Genomic DNA, 14,863 nt, shown 5'->3' on the forward strand with positions numbered 1-14,863 from the left:
CTTTTGCTGTATTGCTATAATGTAAACCTTTATTTCTTTACCAGCCGCTGATCTACCAAGTGCCATTGAAGTCCTGAAAATCTCTTGATTTGTTCATGGTCATGGCTGACTACAACAAAGGTATGGGAGCTATTATCTGCATATTCCATCAGCAGTTCCTCAACGCTTGCTATCATTTTTTGATCAATATTCGTTGTTGGTTCATCCAATAATAAAACATCTGGATTCCACACCAAAGCTCTTCCAAGAACAACTTTTTGCTTTTCTCCTGCTGATAGCGTACAGGCTTCCTGATGTTTTTGATTATTTAAACCCAATCTGTCAATCATCTGATTCACTTGATTTTCATTGGATTTTCCACCTTGACGTTTCAGCGTCAGTGGATAGTTGATATTTTCAAAGACCGTCCCTCTCAACATATATGGATTACTCCCTGCATAGGTACAGTTCCCCTTCATTATAATTGTTCCTGCATCTGCCTTGATTAATCCAGCAATTATTTTCAGCAATGTGGTTTTTCCCGTTCCGTTTTCTCCTATAACACAGTTGCAAATGCCCTGGGGAAAAACCACGCTTATATCATGGAATAGCCTTCGGTTATGAAAGGTTTTGCTAATAGATTTGCATTCAATCGACATAGTTTCTCCCTCCGTTTAAATGATGGACAATGCCATTTATTAATAAGGAAATTGTTAATAAAACGATTGCCATGGCAATGGAACGCTCATATGCACCCATGCTGTTATTCATAGCGATAAAGGTTGTCATAACCCTTGTGCTCCCTTTGATATTTCCACCGACTAACATTACTGCGCCTACTTCAGATATGGCTCGTCCAAATGCAGTCATAACGGCAAGTAAAACCGAAGAATTTAACTCATGTATTAATAATTTCAGACTTTCTCTTCGATTAGCGCCTAGTGTATGTCCCAATTCCAAAACCTGTTGCCCCTTATCCTTTGCTGATCCAAAAAGAATCCCAGTTATAATTGGCAGAACCAACAGAAATTGAGCAATCATCATTGCTTGTGGGGTAAAAAGAAGCTCATATCTGCCGAAAGGGCCTTTTCTTGATAAAAATATAGCAACCAAAAGGCCAATAACCACCGGCGGAAATCCCATGGCTGTATAGACGACACTCCCAAAAAATCTTTTTAAAGGGAATCTTTTTATTCCTAAACAAAGACCAAGGGGAACCCCTATTATTGCAGCAAATATGGTTCCTGTGCCGGAGACAAATAAGGATAGCAGGATGATTCGAATCATCTCAGTATCACCTGAAAACAATAGAACAAAAGCCTCTTTAAAACCGTTTATGATATATCCCATAATTATGCCTTCGCATTGGGTACAAATAATGCCTGTCCATATTTCTCAACACCAAATTCTCCAATTAATTTCTGGGTTTTTTCAGAAAGAATCCAATCAACAAACTTCTGCGCTTCCTCAAGATGCACATTGGGGTTTTTCTCAGGATTAACCGCAATTACACCATACTGGTTCAGCAAATCACTGGCCTTCTCGACTGCAATTGAAAGCTCAAGGGAATCCTCCATGCTCAGAAAAGTTCCACGGTCGCTCAAGGTATATGCCTTTTTTTCATCAGCCATCTGAAGTACCTCTCCCATACCCTTACCCGCAGAAATATACCAATCTCCGGAAGGTTCAATGCCTGCCGTCTTCCATATTGAAAGCTCCTTCTTATGTGTACCGGAATCATCCCCACGAGAAATAAACGTAATTTTATTTTCCTGTATGTATTTTAACGCTCCTACGATATCCGCTTTGCACTCCTCTGGTAAAGCTTCTTCATCTTTAGGTCCAACAAGAATAAAATCATTATACATAACGTCATACCGTTCAATACCAAAACCTTTTTCTACAAATTCCTCTTCTGAAGACTTAGCGTGAACTAAAAGTACATCTGCTTCACCTGTCTCTCCCATTGTCAATGCCTGTCCCGAACCAACGGCTACAACTTTCACCTCAATCCCAGTTTCACTTGTAAACACCGGAATAATTGCATCCAGTAATCCTGTTTGTTCCGTGGATGTGGTCGTGGCTAATACAATGGCACTTGCTTCATCCTGAGTAGTCTGGTCTGAAGCTTGCTGCTGCTTACATCCAGTTGTAAGTAATGTAAATCCTAAAATTAACAGTAATAAGGCCATGCTAACGTTATTGCGTTCTTTAAAAATCTTCATCTAAACCACCCCTCCATTTTATGATACCTACTTAATTTATGATAATAAAAAAACATTCAAGAAATAGAGTGCTTTAAAGAGCACCTAATTCCTTTCAAAACGGGAGACATCACCTTTTTTAGGGATACCTATCGGGTATACTACCTTCGATCCCATTAGGAAGTATACCTTGGAATTGATTTTGCCTTTTCTTCATTCTTGAAACCAGATAAAATTAAGGTCATGGTTCAAGAATTTCAAATTCATTATTAAGCATATCGAAAAATAATATTTGCTCTCTAAGCACCCCCCCTTTATCAAGAAGTACCTTAAGGGCTTGAGATACCTGATAACTTGCAATGCAAGCCGGCGAAAAAGACGGGTTACCGATCTCGCTTTCAATCCCCTTAGCACTTGCTGTCATTAAACAGTTTCGAACCCACATATCCCCAGGAAAAATAACACTTACCTGTCCGTACCAACCTGCAATCGCACCATACACATATGGTATCTCCATCTCTCTGCAGGCTTCCACAAGTAAATATCTTGCAACATTTGAATCCAGTGCATCTATAACAATATCATGGCCTTTAATAATTTCCTTCACATTATCATTCTCAATAAAATTCCATACGGAATTTACTTGTATGGTTGGATCAATTTTTCTTACACGTTCAGCAGCAATTGCCGTTTTCGGTTTTCCCAATGTATCCATAACACAAAGCAATTGCCTGTTCAAGTTTGTCTCATCAAATACATCCCCATCGACGACAGTCAAATGTCCAATACCAACGCGGGCAAACATTTCGATAGCATACCCACCTAGACCACCACAACCGATTACTGCAATTTTCTTGTGTTTCAGTTGTTGCTGTTCCTCGCCTGTAAAAATCCCATTTCGTTGAAATCGATTTGTCATCCTTCTACACCACCCACACATTTTCTAGTGTTTTTACTCATACATTGTTAATTTGTTAATTATTTTAGTATATAATGCAACGTATTTCACGTCAACAAAAAGAATTAAAATTAGTACAATTCTACGGAATGCAAGTTTAAGAAAAATTTATCAAACTCTCCAGTGAAAAAATACTTTGAGTACCCTTGATTCCAACAGGCGAGCGAATCAAATTAGATAGTCATCCAAGGCTGGCAAACTATGCTTAACTAATTGAGAGAATTATATTTTGTTTAAGTATCTGTTTACTCAGACTTGAACATCCATTTTTTAGTGGTTAAATAACATGTTTATTAAGTCAAAGATACCATCACCTTTAATATTCTGTTATTAATATAACACATCCCTAATACAATAAGCCCAATGCCCTAGCTTGCAAAACTTCCATGTAGAGAATGGTTTATATATGGTGAAATATAAAAAACGTGGTAACCTACGCGGGATATTGCTCAATGTACTATGTTGCAGATGCATAAACATCATAAAAAGCAGAAAAAACTATTCAAACACAAAAAAGCTATAGAACACATATGTGATACTTATGCAGAATAAATCATACTTTCCTCCTTTTTAAACCAAAAAAGCTGATCACTCTGCAAATAAATTGCAGAAGTCATCAGCTAAATAAGCAGTTTAGGCGTATAGCCTTGGGAGAACTTCATTCCTTTCATTAGCTGAAACCTCGTAATATCTTCTATCTGTACTATCATTTTTAATCATGTTTGCCGCAATCTTAGAAGCGGTTAATTTCTTGTTTTTCTTGTTCATTGGTATATGCCTCCTTTTTTATTCTCGGCAAATGCCGGATAGATATACGAAGTCAGCATAAACCAAAGGACATAGCCTTATTGAATCAATTTAGGGCAGAAGAATAGAACGTAAAGCATATCTATACCACTATCCATTAATATACTATTTTGATTTTGACTGTGCCCGTCTGGATTTATGCTACTACTCCTTCCTTCGTCCATTCTTCTCACCTCCAAAATTTTTAATTTTGTGAACCTTTATAAAGTTTAGCAATAAAAAAACCCTTGCCATCACATTGAACAATGGCAAGGGTTATATCCCCAACAAAACACACTTACGGCATTAGTAGCCGAAGCGCATTAAAAAGACAGCGATAAACGCTGATTCTCCATCGTTCAAGCTTTAGCTTCACAGGGCAATGAAATTACATTATTCCATACCTTGGTTTCGATATGGACTGTTTACCTTCTCATAGTGTCTCCACTACTCCGCGGCAGTAACCCGTATCCCTGTGGTAGCCTCACCTACCGATAATATTTAGTTCTTTCATAGGGTACATCTTTAAAGGTAAATTGTCTTTTTATAGGAACATTAGACTCATTATAACTAATATTAAAATATTTTTAATATGCAGTTATTATTACTTATCCATTAACTGATTGCTTATCTTATTACTGACAACAATGATAATGAGTCGCTAGACCGTCTTCTATTAAAAAAGTAATTTCACCTTTTTCACCAAAAAAATGATCACATTGTAAGATATTATTTTTGATGCACTTATATACATCCCTTAATTTAAATAAAGATTATTCAGTATTATTTTGATGCACTAGTAGGAACGGCATAGGATTCCATAGCGGTTACATTCATTCCCCCAATGGCGTAAATCACATTATTAATTACTTTTGTTTGAAAAATCGACCTTTCTTTTTTCATTGATGGAAAAGTTGTCCATCTATTTATAGATGGATCAAAAGCCTCTGCTGACAATAAATCATTATCAGGGCCAAACGGTCCAGCGCCAAATCTTATTGTCAATGACCTCAGTTTGAAAAAAATGTCGGGCTGTGGACATATCCGAAAGAGTCGTCCATTTATTTACAGATGGATCATAAACCTCAGTTGATGATAGTACCTTACCTAGATACTCTCCAACCTTTACGTTCCAAACCACCAATAGCATATATTTTGCCGTCAACGACTTCTGTTTGAAAAAAACATCTTGTTGCTGACATAGAAGCCAGTGTCTTCCATTGATCGGTAGTAGGATCATAAACCTCTACTACTGAAAGTGAACCCACACGGGAAATATTATTCGTTCCCAGCGGGCCACTATATCCTCCAATGGCATATATTTTTCCATCAATAACTTCTGTTTGAAATTCCTGACGAGACGTTGGCATAGGTGCTAAAATAGTCCATATATCAGTAGAGGGATCATAAACCTCTGTTATTGGTGTCCTAGTCTCATCAGGAATAACCCCAAAATTATAGATTTTACCATCAACAACTTCGGTCTGAATCCATTTAAATCTGATAGGACTTTCGGCATAGATGCCTTCTTTGACCAAGTATTTGTAGTAGGATCATAAACTTCTGTAGACGCTACAAGCTCCCCAGTCCCCAGCTTACTGCCTCCAATGACATAAAGCTTACCGTCTAAAACTTCTGTTTGGAATTCCCACCGAGCTGTTGGCATAGAAGTGAGATTAGTCCATGTATTCTTAGAAGGGTCGTAAACTTCTATGTGTGCAAATTTTTTTGTGTAATCGCTGTTCCAACTACCTCCGGTGGTATAGATTTTACCGTCAATTACTTCCGATTGAAATGTCAATCTCTTTGTAGGTATCGAAGCTAGTTCCATCCAGCTTGTTTTTTCCTCATTAGCATATACATTTGTAATCGGCACGAATAGCACAGATACTACTACAAAACTCAAGATTTTAACCATTATTTTTTTCATCATTAAATCCTTTTCGTGTATTTGTCTGTAGAATTGTTAAAACCAGTATAGAACATTTCTTGAATATTGTAAATAACTGGATTTTATCACACCGATTATTAATCTTAATCAAAAATATTTTGTCATGATATTTGCCTATACACTCGTTACCATTCTATCTAAAAAGTCAAATTATTTAGCCTATTTTTACACACTGAATTTTCATTTCATTAAGTTTGATTATAAATTTTTTGCATAATAAGTAATCTTAGTTGGGCTAAAGTTAAATCGGTACTGCAATTTCTGTAACCATATAGGCAGTTACTACTGGCAACAATAGTAATGAGCCACCAAAACCGGCTGCTCCGGAAATGAGTGCTGCAATAAAACTGCACAGTATAAGTATTATATAGTCCACGTTAGCACCTCTTTCATCAGTGAATAATAGCTTACTAAGAGAAAATGGCGTGGAGTATATACAGCAAAATAACTATCCAGACAAGCACAAAAGGGATAGCATATAACCAATTCTTTTTTGCTTTTAAGCTACCCTCGGCCTTTTCTCTACATCTTTTCATAATGTCACTAGGAATTAATTTAACTGTCATTGCTATCAATGCGGGAAGTATGATGAGATCATCCAAATATCCTAAGACTGGGATGAAGTCTGGAATAAGATCGACGGGGGATAATGCATATACTACAACTATACCAGCTAAGATTTTAGCTGTGAAGGGTGTCTCTTTATCTTTCAATGCTATAAACAAAGTCGGAATATCTATTTTTAATTGGCGCGCTCTATCCTTTAAATTCATTAAAATCTTACCACCTTATCTAGTGCCTTTAAGTGTGACTTTACATGCCACATTTATTCTTCAAAACTATTCATTTGTAAATATTTCTCCGACGCACATACTCATAGAATAATCGTCTAACTCTATGATTTTTTCGACGTTAGTACTAACTGACCAATCTTTTGTGTACTCTAGATAAATCCTTTCATCGGTTTGATAAATTCTAATTGAACTTATCATTGGAATAATCTTTCTTGCAGATATGGAACACAGGATCTTGCAGGATATGGTTCTGCATAAGTTCAAAAAAGTTCACAATAAATTGCATCCATATCTGAAAAATCCTTAATATCTGAAATAAAACCTTAGTTTTTATAACTTCTTCAAATGATTTCTCAGCGGTTTTCAAAAGTTCAGCCACTTTTTTCAGACTTTGCTCCCCATTGGGTTCCTGCTACGTAACGGAAGTTTAGCACATACAAGTAATCAACGCACTTTACACATCATGAAAAGCACCGGTTACTCGGGTTCTGTGTTTGATTTCTCGGTTAGTTGCCGAACCTAGCTTCAATTCACGGAGCTTTTCATCCACCTGTTTCGGCTTTTTCTCTTACAGACACTTTTGATTCCTGAATATAGGTTATTATGCCACAAAGAAGGTTTTAAAGCTATTTTGTCAACAGGTTTTCTTTATGATACCACCTAATTTAAAAGATTCCAATAACAACCATACATTATAAATAATTTTCAATTCTTAATAGTCTATTATATTTTGCTGTTCTTTCTGTCCTGCAAGGTGCACCTGTCTTAATTTGCCCTGCATTTACTGCGACTGCAATATCAGAAATAGTAGTGTCCTCTGTTTCACCTGAGCGGTGACTGATAACAACTGCCATACCATTTTCTTTTGCCATTCTTATAGCTTCAAGGGTTTCAGTTATTGACCTATTTGATTCATTTTAATAAGAATAGCATTTGCACTTTTGTTTTCTTTAAGTCTCTTTGTGTTTGTAGCAAAAAGGTCATCTCCAGCAAGCTGAACCTTATCCCCTAGCCGATCCTGAAGTTTTTTCCATCCATCCCAATCTTCTTCGAAGAGTGCGTCCTCTATTGAACAAATGGGATATTTTTCACAGAGACTTTCACAAAATTGTATCGTTTCCTCTGAAGTTCTAAAATCTAGCGCTAACATCTTTAAAATTATTCTCGTGTGTTGAGCCTTCTCTATACAGCCCCAATGCTCTAACAATATACTCTGCAAAATCTGCTCTCGTTCGCTTTATTGGGCTCAAACCCCTCTGGATTAAAGATTACCAATCTGGAAGCCATATCATTTACGGCATCTTTTGACCAATGATTTTCAACAGATTTTACAGTTACTGGGTTCCAAACAACAGAGTAATCTGAGTTGGTTAGAGAATTCGGCTTTGCATACCATTCACTATCTTTTTGATATACTTCTGTAGGGACATGGCTATAGGTACCATCTGCATTAAATACAATACCTGTTTTAATTTTACTAGGGTCAACGCCAGCTGGAATCTTCATGACTCTTTCTTCATAGTTACTAAACTTGTTGATGGACTGTTCCTTCGTTGTTCCATCTGTTTTGGTAGTCTTTGCTACTATTTCAAATTGTACAGGTGGAAATACCAATTCCGCCACGTTTGCCTTGGCAACCTCGTTGTACTTATCAACCACCTTTTCATCCAGCTTAGTGATTTTCACTTCTACTTTAATATCAGCAAGTTTCTTTTCCTTTAGTCCAAGATTTTCTGCAACTTTACTTATTGTGAATTCTTCCGCAGGAATTACGTATTCTACATTATCACGTTTTACAGATACATCAAAAGTGCTTTCTTCCAATTTCTTAACAAAATCACCAGTTAATTCAACTTTAGCTACTTCGGATTTCGTATCAGCCACTGGAACCTGAATAACATTGCCTGTTCCAGTTGTATTATTTTTAATAGCATCGTCAATTTTACTTTCAACAGCTTTATTATCCTGCATTCTTCTTTACCATTCACAACAACCACTGTATTCTGACTTGTGCTCTGACTTGGTTGCGCTGTTGCAGCCGTAGTTCCTCCACTGGTGCCTCCTGACGAAGAACCTCCACTACTTGACCTGCTCTCGTTACTATCACAGTATAGGTTTTTGTGGTTGTACCGTCTTGTGCCGTTACCACTACCGTTAAAGTATTGGCTTCCACATTTAAATTGATTGCTCCTGAAGCATGGCCACTTGGTACGGTTGTCCCATTGACGGTAACTGTTGCATTATGATCAGCTACGGTAGGAGTTAATGTTATACTGCCCACTCCATGACCTACACTTGTTGTATAGCTTGTTGTAGTATTTGCAAAAGCAGGCGAAAGGGTTCCACTGCTTAAACTAAGGTTTGACAAATCTGCATTGTTGGCAAATGCTCTCGTTACCGTCACTATATACTGCTGTTCACTATTGTCTGCAGCTTTTACTGTATAGATTACTGGATGTGTGAAGTTGTGCGCTACCCCTGTATTGGGAGATACACTTGCACCTGTATGTGTTATGGTTGGCACCAATGCCGTCACATCTGTACCATAAGACACTGTCAACGCAATGGTTTTCGCTCCCTCATCCACTGTTCCTGGTGCACCAGGTGTTAATCCGTTAAGGTAGTCCCATTGCTGGTATCTGCCGCTTTTGCCGCTGTAATCGTTACTGCTCCCGCTATTGCAGAGCTAGGGGTAGCATTTGGTGTACCCAGTGTCGCTGTCACACCTTTCACTGTCGAGGATGCTTTCAATGCTGCATTAGTACTGAATGGTGCACCTATTAAAATTGAATAGCTATGGCTATCTGTTGCAGACACAATAAAAGTAAAGCTTCCCTCTTCCGTTGGTGTGCCACTTAAAGCACCATTACTTGCCAACGACAAGCCTGCTGGAAGTGCGCCCGGGTCACAGTGTAGATTATATCACCTGTTCCACCTTTTGCGGTAAAGGGTGCCCTGCATATACCGTGCCACTTCCCCCCCTGAAGGATTTGTCGTATTTAGTACAGGGGTTCTTCTGTGCTCAAGCCACCACCGGTAATAATGAGTGTGACAACATCCCCATTGTTAGTGTAGTTTACTACACAAAGATAATAAGTTGTCCCTGCTTGTAGATACCGTGTTATTTTAAAATCTAAACCATTATCTCCGCTTACATCATCTGTAGCTATACTCGTTTCTGTGTCGCCACTCTGAAAGAGCTCCCCGATTTTATCAATAGTACCTATTGTTTGAATCGTATAAATGGGCTGAATTTAAGGGAATAATTCTAAACGCATAAGGATCCCCACCATCTCCATTATACGTAGCAATCTCGGTACTTTCTTCTGTAATTAACGGTGCCGTAGCATCTTTTGCTATACCACCAATAAGAGGGGCAGCAAAAGCTACTTGCCCCTGAAATAATATCGCTACCGTGCAAATGAAAGCTAATATTTTTTTCATCCAGATTCCTCGCTTATCCATTCCAATTTTAAAATATAAAATTCCTGTTTAAATATCCTGGAATCCTTGGACTAGATGATACAAAGCTTTTTAATCTATATCCTCCGAGGCGCAAGCAACTCGAAGGATATTTCTCCACTTTTATGACTTCGTAATGTGAAAAGCATACGTTTTGCTATCTCCGCCGAAGGAAGATGTTACTTTAATAATCAATTCATTTAAACCAGTATTGAGTGTATAGATAAGTCTTTGTGTATACGGAACACTTGTGCCATTTATCGTCACTTCAATGGTTGCACTAGTATCTTCTGGAATAACAGTTGCCTTCACCTTTGGTGCGGTAATGCTAGTTGTGTAATCGTAAGTGGTCTTCACAAAATTAACGCCTGGAATACCCGTTACACTTTGCAAATAAGCACTTGTTGCTTTCGCCACATTCACTGTATATGTTGTGTCCGCTAGCTGAGGTGCTGAAACTTTAAAAGGTATACTTACGCTTCCTCCTACCTCCGGAATGGTTACTGGCCAAGGCATGCCACTTGTTACAGCGGTTCCATTCACTGCTATGGTGGCATTTACTCCCTCTTTTACGGGAGTAATATTCAAAGTCGTTGCCGTTGAATCTTGAGGGATACACACATTATACAATGTTGTATTCGAATCAAAGGAAGGTTTTAGAGAAATTTGGTTGTTTAGGTTATCTATTGCTGTTAAGCTTGTTAATCTTGTACTATCAGGCCTTGTAACCATAACGCTATAATTCTGTACCGGTCCTATTTGAGGGGTTACCTGAATGGGTATCGTATTATTTCCAACAGCTAGAGGTATTGCACTAGAAGGCTGTCCACTCACTGCCGCAACACCATTAATTTTAAGCTGGGCGTTAGCATCCTCTAGTACGGCAGTTACCGTTGTTGATGCCACATTAAACCCTACAGTGGAGGAATAAGCGTATGTAGTTTTGCTAAATGTCGGCGTCAATGCTCCTGCACTGATAAGTAAGATACCCACTCGTAGGAATATCTCCCCAAACCTCAAAGCGTGCAATAGATGCATACGTGGGATGAATAGCCATACCACTGTTTGAGGCTATATATAACCTTACAAAACGTGTCAAAACAGGGGGGAAAGTACGATCTGTTGCACTTGCAGTATTGTCTGATACCGAATCCACTGTCCACCAATTCTGACTATCAAGGCTGCACTGCAAAGAGTATCCTTTCATATTATAAGTGTTCTGCCATTGTGCAGCACCTAGATTGCTTACAACCCATCTATTCACATAATATACACTTTGCAAATCCACCATGAGCGCAGCAGGCAAAGTGATGGTCAGCCATCTATCCTGTGGGGCGGTTATGGCTCCATCGGTTGTCCGTGAAGGCACATACGGAAACACAAAACTGCTCGCCGTAGGAAGCTTGCCATTCGTTAAGTTATAAGACATATTGTTTCCATCCTTTCTGAAATCATATTTGCTTAGGAGCGTGTCGGATAAATGCCATATGTAACGATACAATACTGCATACTGGGATGCGGCTGTGCCCCCCCAAGGTCTGGCAGGGCAAAAGTCGTCCTCCCATCTCCGCCGTAAACAGGTCCTATCACTGAATATAGCATTTCGTTTCCTTGAATAGGTAAAATCCTGCCATCACATGGAAGGGTATATACCGGTATCCAATTAAATGCGAAGAGCATGATTTCTCCTATAAAATCGTATTCCATAAAATTACCTCCAATACAAAATAAAGATTTATAATTAATCTATCAAGCAATGCTTATGGTCTTGAAGGATAGAGGCCCTCCGTTGCGATGTAATAGTACAAATATCCGTCCGTTCTAAGAGATGCTTTGTTTGCACCATTGAGATCCGGCAGACAAAAAGTTGTACTTCCATTTCCTCCATAGGTAGCTCCCAATAGTGAATAAAGTGATTGGTTTTGCATTATTTGAAGCGTTTGCCCATTACATGGCGCCCACCCCTGTGGTGCAAACCCAAAAACAAAAAGTTGAATTTGTCCTAAAATTGGATCCATAATGTTTACCTCCTAAGTGTTTGTTTTTATTTTTTGCTACATTTTTTTGGTACATGATAACGTTATTACCATTTTTACCAATTTACATTTTTTTTGTTATTTGAGAAAGAAGACGCCGACATTTTCTTTTCACTATATAAAAAGACAGAATTCTAAAAAGTGTAAATATTAATTTCAAAAAAAAAATTTTTATTAGGTCCCATTTAAGAGAGTATTTTCCTTAAACTCCGCCCTGATTAACTAACCCACAAGACCAATCAAAGTTATATATAAAAAGTGCCACAAAAAGTGATATAACTAGCTTGTATTTGCTAGACGTCATTTTTTGAAGCACATATATACGGTACTTAATTTCCCCAAAGATTACGCATGGCTATTGCGTTGCATTTTTAGGAACGGCATATGATTCCATAGAAGGTGCATGCATTCCACCAATAAGTTGCGCGTGCTGTGGACATAGAGACCAAAATCGTCCATGTAATAGTGGATGGATCATAAACTTCTGCTGATGATATCGGGTCCATTTGGAATCCCCAACTTTATTATTTAAACCTCCAATAGCATAAATTTTTCCGCTAATCACTTTTGTTTGTAATCAACACCTAGCTGTTGACAAAGAAGCTAAAGTTGTCCATTTATCAGTGGACGGATCATAAACTTCTGCTGATGAAAGAGAATCAATACTACATTCGCAACCGGGCCCAACAAGGTGTACACCACTATATCCTCCAATGGCATAAATTTTACCATCAATAACTTCTGTTTGGAATCCCGAACGAGGCGTTGTCATAGGAGTCAAAACAGTCCATGTATCGGTAGAAGGATCATAAACTTCAGTTATTGATGTACAAGTGCCATATCGTCAAAATTTTCACACCTAATAACATATATTTTATTACCAGTTCTTATCATAGAAGATTAGTATTTACAGACTTTTCTTCACACGCTCGTCTAACTATAACTAATATTGGATTTTGAAGGGCGAGATTGAAAATCAATCCCATCCCAACTATTGACATAGAGCCAAAATAAAAAGTAGGCAAGGTGGTTAAATTCCTTGTCTACTTTCATTTTACGACTTCAACATAACAGGTGGTTATTTGTTCTTCCTTCCTTTCGTCAGTCGGAACCTCCGCTAAAGCTACAACATGAGTATACTCCGCATAAATCACAGTATATGTATAGGAATAACTTTTGTTTCCAGAACCTGTAAAGTGTAGCTACAGATTTCCTCAAAACTCTGTCCATACCATCATAATAAATCTCTATCTTTTCATATGGTAACCCTGTCAATAACTTCAACACCGTCCCACGACCGTTTTGAAAGTATTTCCAAGAAGCCATCCACATCTTTTGACTTTCTATAAATTGTATATCTTCGACGATTTACATAAAGATGAATCGCATCTGGTGTTAATTTAATTTTGCTAATGTTTGAATAGGGCACTGTGGTTTTATGACCTAATTTGCTATGATAAACAAATACCTCCTCATCATACTCAACCCTCCAAATTAACCAAGATAAAATTAATACTATTCCCATTGCCATAAATATGCCAAATCCTAGGAATACCAAGAAATCATCAGAATCATTTGGAAAGAGAATCATCATAAATAGAATCACAAAAAAAAACAGTGTCCCAACAATGCCGGCAATCAATTCTGAAATAGGTAATTTTACAATATTACGTTGCATTTTCACACCTCCCTCTTATATTTTATTTGTCCTTAAAATTGTTCAACTACTATATTCATTTATGCAGGATTTTGGAGGACTTAACTTGCTGGCAAACCTGCTACCAAAACGTTAATGGAAACAGATCTTCCGAATTAAATTTTTGCTACTTTTACAACCACCAATTGATTACCCGAGGGGAGTCTTCAGTTTCCATTTTTGTTACCTCAAAATCAATTATTATTCTTGATTTTTTCATGTAACATATTCTTACCCAACTTCCGACAGGAATTAGTTTTTTATCTTTAATATTCAAGTGATATATTCCGGATTTTTCCTTCTCTTTTTCCAAATTAACAATCATAACCCCATAGGGTAATATGTCTGAGCATACCCTTTTCTCTATCTTTCCTTCAAAAACATCAGTATTCATTTTATATATATCTTCGAGGATAAAAAATGTACATTTATATTGATAAGATAGTGCGCCATAAAGTGAAATTAACACTAAAATGGAACCAACTATATTAAAATTCATATTTATTATCAATGTTAAAAATGAAATTATCATTTCTATACGGAGTTGCAGTAAATAATATCATTTTTTTATCTAAATTGCTGATAGCATTTCTCAATATTCTAGCAGGTTCTCTATGACCCTCATCATAAAAAATGATATCTATTGTTTCTTTAATCTTTAATCACAGACAATGCTTGCTTCTGATATTCTTTAATATACTTTTCAACTTCATCCATTGCTATCACATCTCCTATCATGAACGCAGAATTAATATCCTGCATTTCCTTTAATCAAAAATATCTAGCCCAACTTATATTTTACTACCTGCTTCCCATTACAGCAAACTTCTCGACAAATTACCATTTATCTAATACAATATAATTTTTCTTTAAGCTAATGAAATCCGTACTTTTAATCTGTCAACGTCGAAATTACCCTATGTCATCTATATTTTCCCCTAAAAATCAGGGCAAAAATCGGGCATTTTTTAGCCTAATTTTTGCCCATTTTTTTCTC

The 14,863-nt window shown here is 37.4% G+C and carries 21 protein-coding genes, 3 pseudogenes and 3 riboswitches; all 24 genes and pseudogenes read right to left on the reverse strand.

Features of this window, described 5'->3' with window-relative positions; all coding sequences use genetic code 11:
- Positions 1-29: 29 nt before the first annotated feature.
- On the reverse strand, positions 30-638 hold the full coding sequence (locus CPRO_RS08505) for an ABC transporter ATP-binding protein (protein ID WP_066050382.1): 609 nt from the start codon (positions 636-638) through the stop codon (positions 30-32).
- Positions 628-1,329 (reverse strand): ABC transporter permease, encoded by a 702-nt coding sequence (locus tag CPRO_RS08510; protein WP_066050385.1) that lies wholly within the window; start codon positions 1,327-1,329, stop codon positions 628-630. Before CPRO_RS08510 ends, CPRO_RS08505 begins: the two co-directional genes overlap by 11 nt.
- A gap of 2 nt (positions 1,330-1,331) precedes the next feature.
- Positions 1,332-2,204: an ABC transporter substrate-binding protein gene (locus tag CPRO_RS08515; RefSeq protein WP_082754291.1), complete on the reverse strand. Its 873-nt coding sequence runs from the start codon at positions 2,202-2,204 to the stop codon at positions 1,332-1,334.
- 72 nt (positions 2,205-2,276) lie between these two features.
- Positions 2,277-2,391: riboswitch (molybdenum cofactor riboswitch) on the reverse strand.
- Between the two features lie 33 nt (positions 2,392-2,424).
- Entirely contained in the window at positions 2,425-3,102 is a 678-nt protein-coding gene (locus CPRO_RS08520; RefSeq protein ID WP_066050387.1) for a HesA/MoeB/ThiF family protein, read from the reverse strand.
- 639 nt (positions 3,103-3,741) lie between these two features.
- A riboswitch (Fluoride riboswitch) is annotated at positions 3,742-3,816 on the reverse strand.
- 454 nt (positions 3,817-4,270) lie between these two features.
- A riboswitch (M-box (ykoK) riboswitch) is annotated at positions 4,271-4,430 on the reverse strand.
- A gap of 280 nt (positions 4,431-4,710) precedes the next feature.
- Positions 4,711-4,932 carry a Kelch repeat-containing protein gene (locus tag CPRO_RS15490; RefSeq protein WP_162264905.1) on the reverse strand — a complete coding sequence of 74 codons (222 nt, stop codon included), beginning with the start codon at positions 4,930-4,932 and terminating at the stop codon, positions 4,711-4,713.
- Positions 4,895-5,077 carry a Kelch repeat-containing protein gene (locus tag CPRO_RS16225; protein ID WP_072743674.1) on the reverse strand — a complete coding sequence of 61 codons (183 nt, stop codon included), beginning with the start codon at positions 5,075-5,077 and terminating at the stop codon, positions 4,895-4,897. The genes CPRO_RS15490 and CPRO_RS16225 overlap by 38 nt, the downstream gene beginning before the upstream one ends.
- On the reverse strand, positions 5,031-5,297 hold the full coding sequence (locus CPRO_RS14945) for a Kelch repeat-containing protein (protein WP_072743676.1): 267 nt from the start codon (positions 5,295-5,297) through the stop codon (positions 5,031-5,033). The genes CPRO_RS16225 and CPRO_RS14945 overlap by 47 nt, the downstream gene beginning before the upstream one ends.
- A 47-nt stretch (positions 5,298-5,344) precedes the next feature.
- Positions 5,345-5,845 carry a Kelch repeat-containing protein gene (locus tag CPRO_RS08530; protein ID WP_157881652.1) on the reverse strand — a complete coding sequence of 167 codons (501 nt, stop codon included), beginning with the start codon at positions 5,843-5,845 and terminating at the stop codon, positions 5,345-5,347.
- Between the two features lie 274 nt (positions 5,846-6,119).
- The gene (locus tag CPRO_RS15915) at positions 6,120-6,254 is read right to left on the reverse strand and encodes a hypothetical protein (RefSeq protein ID WP_257721865.1); all 135 of its coding nucleotides are present in this window, start codon (positions 6,252-6,254) and stop codon (positions 6,120-6,122) included.
- A 34-nt stretch (positions 6,255-6,288) separates the two neighbouring features.
- On the reverse strand, positions 6,289-6,651 hold the full coding sequence (locus tag CPRO_RS08535; RefSeq protein WP_066050395.1) for a YkvA family protein: 363 nt from the start codon (positions 6,649-6,651) through the stop codon (positions 6,289-6,291).
- Between the two features lie 713 nt (positions 6,652-7,364).
- Positions 7,365-7,801 (reverse strand): annotated as a pseudogene (gene eno / locus CPRO_RS14950) (phosphopyruvate hydratase); the annotation flags it as partial.
- A gap of 71 nt (positions 7,802-7,872) precedes the next feature.
- Positions 7,873-8,643 (reverse strand): hypothetical protein, encoded by a 771-nt coding sequence (locus CPRO_RS08555; protein WP_066050407.1) that lies wholly within the window; start codon positions 8,641-8,643, stop codon positions 7,873-7,875.
- Between the two features lie 13 nt (positions 8,644-8,656).
- Positions 8,657-9,259, reverse strand: coding sequence for a cadherin-like beta sandwich domain-containing protein (locus tag CPRO_RS08560; protein WP_066050410.1), 603 nt, complete (start codon positions 9,257-9,259; stop codon positions 8,657-8,659).
- Positions 9,260-9,279: 20 nt separating this feature from the next.
- Positions 9,280-9,561 (reverse strand): annotated as a pseudogene (locus CPRO_RS08565) (putative Ig domain-containing protein); the annotation flags it as partial.
- 324 nt (positions 9,562-9,885) lie between these two features.
- Complete coding sequence (locus CPRO_RS08570; protein WP_066050416.1) at positions 9,886-10,116, reverse strand: hypothetical protein; 231 nt, start codon at positions 10,114-10,116, stop codon at positions 9,886-9,888.
- A 141-nt stretch (positions 10,117-10,257) separates the two neighbouring features.
- A complete protein-coding gene (locus CPRO_RS08575; RefSeq protein WP_159430685.1) occupies positions 10,258-11,127 on the reverse strand; it encodes a cadherin-like beta sandwich domain-containing protein in 870 nt (289 codons plus the stop codon).
- Complete coding sequence (locus tag CPRO_RS08580; protein ID WP_066050422.1) at positions 11,081-11,563, reverse strand: discoidin domain-containing protein; 483 nt, start codon at positions 11,561-11,563, stop codon at positions 11,081-11,083. The genes CPRO_RS08575 and CPRO_RS08580 overlap by 47 nt, the downstream gene beginning before the upstream one ends.
- Before the next feature lie 32 nt (positions 11,564-11,595).
- On the reverse strand, positions 11,596-11,841 hold the full coding sequence (locus tag CPRO_RS08585) for a phage tail protein (protein WP_066050424.1): 246 nt from the start codon (positions 11,839-11,841) through the stop codon (positions 11,596-11,598).
- 53 nt (positions 11,842-11,894) lie between these two features.
- A complete protein-coding gene (locus CPRO_RS08590; protein ID WP_066050427.1) occupies positions 11,895-12,152 on the reverse strand; it encodes a phage tail protein in 258 nt (85 codons plus the stop codon).
- Between the two features lie 389 nt (positions 12,153-12,541).
- Complete coding sequence (locus CPRO_RS16230; RefSeq protein WP_323393403.1) at positions 12,542-12,676, reverse strand: Kelch repeat-containing protein; 135 nt, start codon at positions 12,674-12,676, stop codon at positions 12,542-12,544.
- A 71-nt stretch (positions 12,677-12,747) separates the two neighbouring features.
- On the reverse strand, positions 12,748-12,942 hold the full coding sequence (locus CPRO_RS16235) for a Kelch repeat-containing protein (protein WP_082754294.1): 195 nt from the start codon (positions 12,940-12,942) through the stop codon (positions 12,748-12,750).
- A gap of 3 nt (positions 12,943-12,945) precedes the next feature.
- Positions 12,946-12,999 (reverse strand): annotated as a pseudogene (locus CPRO_RS16240) (hypothetical protein); the annotation flags it as partial.
- A gap of 426 nt (positions 13,000-13,425) precedes the next feature.
- Complete coding sequence (locus CPRO_RS08595) at positions 13,426-13,848, reverse strand: DUF6560 family protein (RefSeq protein ID WP_066050430.1); 423 nt, start codon at positions 13,846-13,848, stop codon at positions 13,426-13,428.
- 151 nt (positions 13,849-13,999) lie between these two features.
- Positions 14,000-14,260, reverse strand: coding sequence for a hypothetical protein (locus CPRO_RS08600; RefSeq protein ID WP_066050433.1), 261 nt, complete (start codon positions 14,258-14,260; stop codon positions 14,000-14,002).
- Between the last annotated feature and the right edge of the window lie 603 nt (positions 14,261-14,863).

This window comes from Anaerotignum propionicum DSM 1682, assembly GCF_001561955.1.
Classification (GTDB): Bacteria; Bacillota; Clostridia; order Lachnospirales; family Anaerotignaceae; genus Chakrabartyella; species Chakrabartyella propionicum.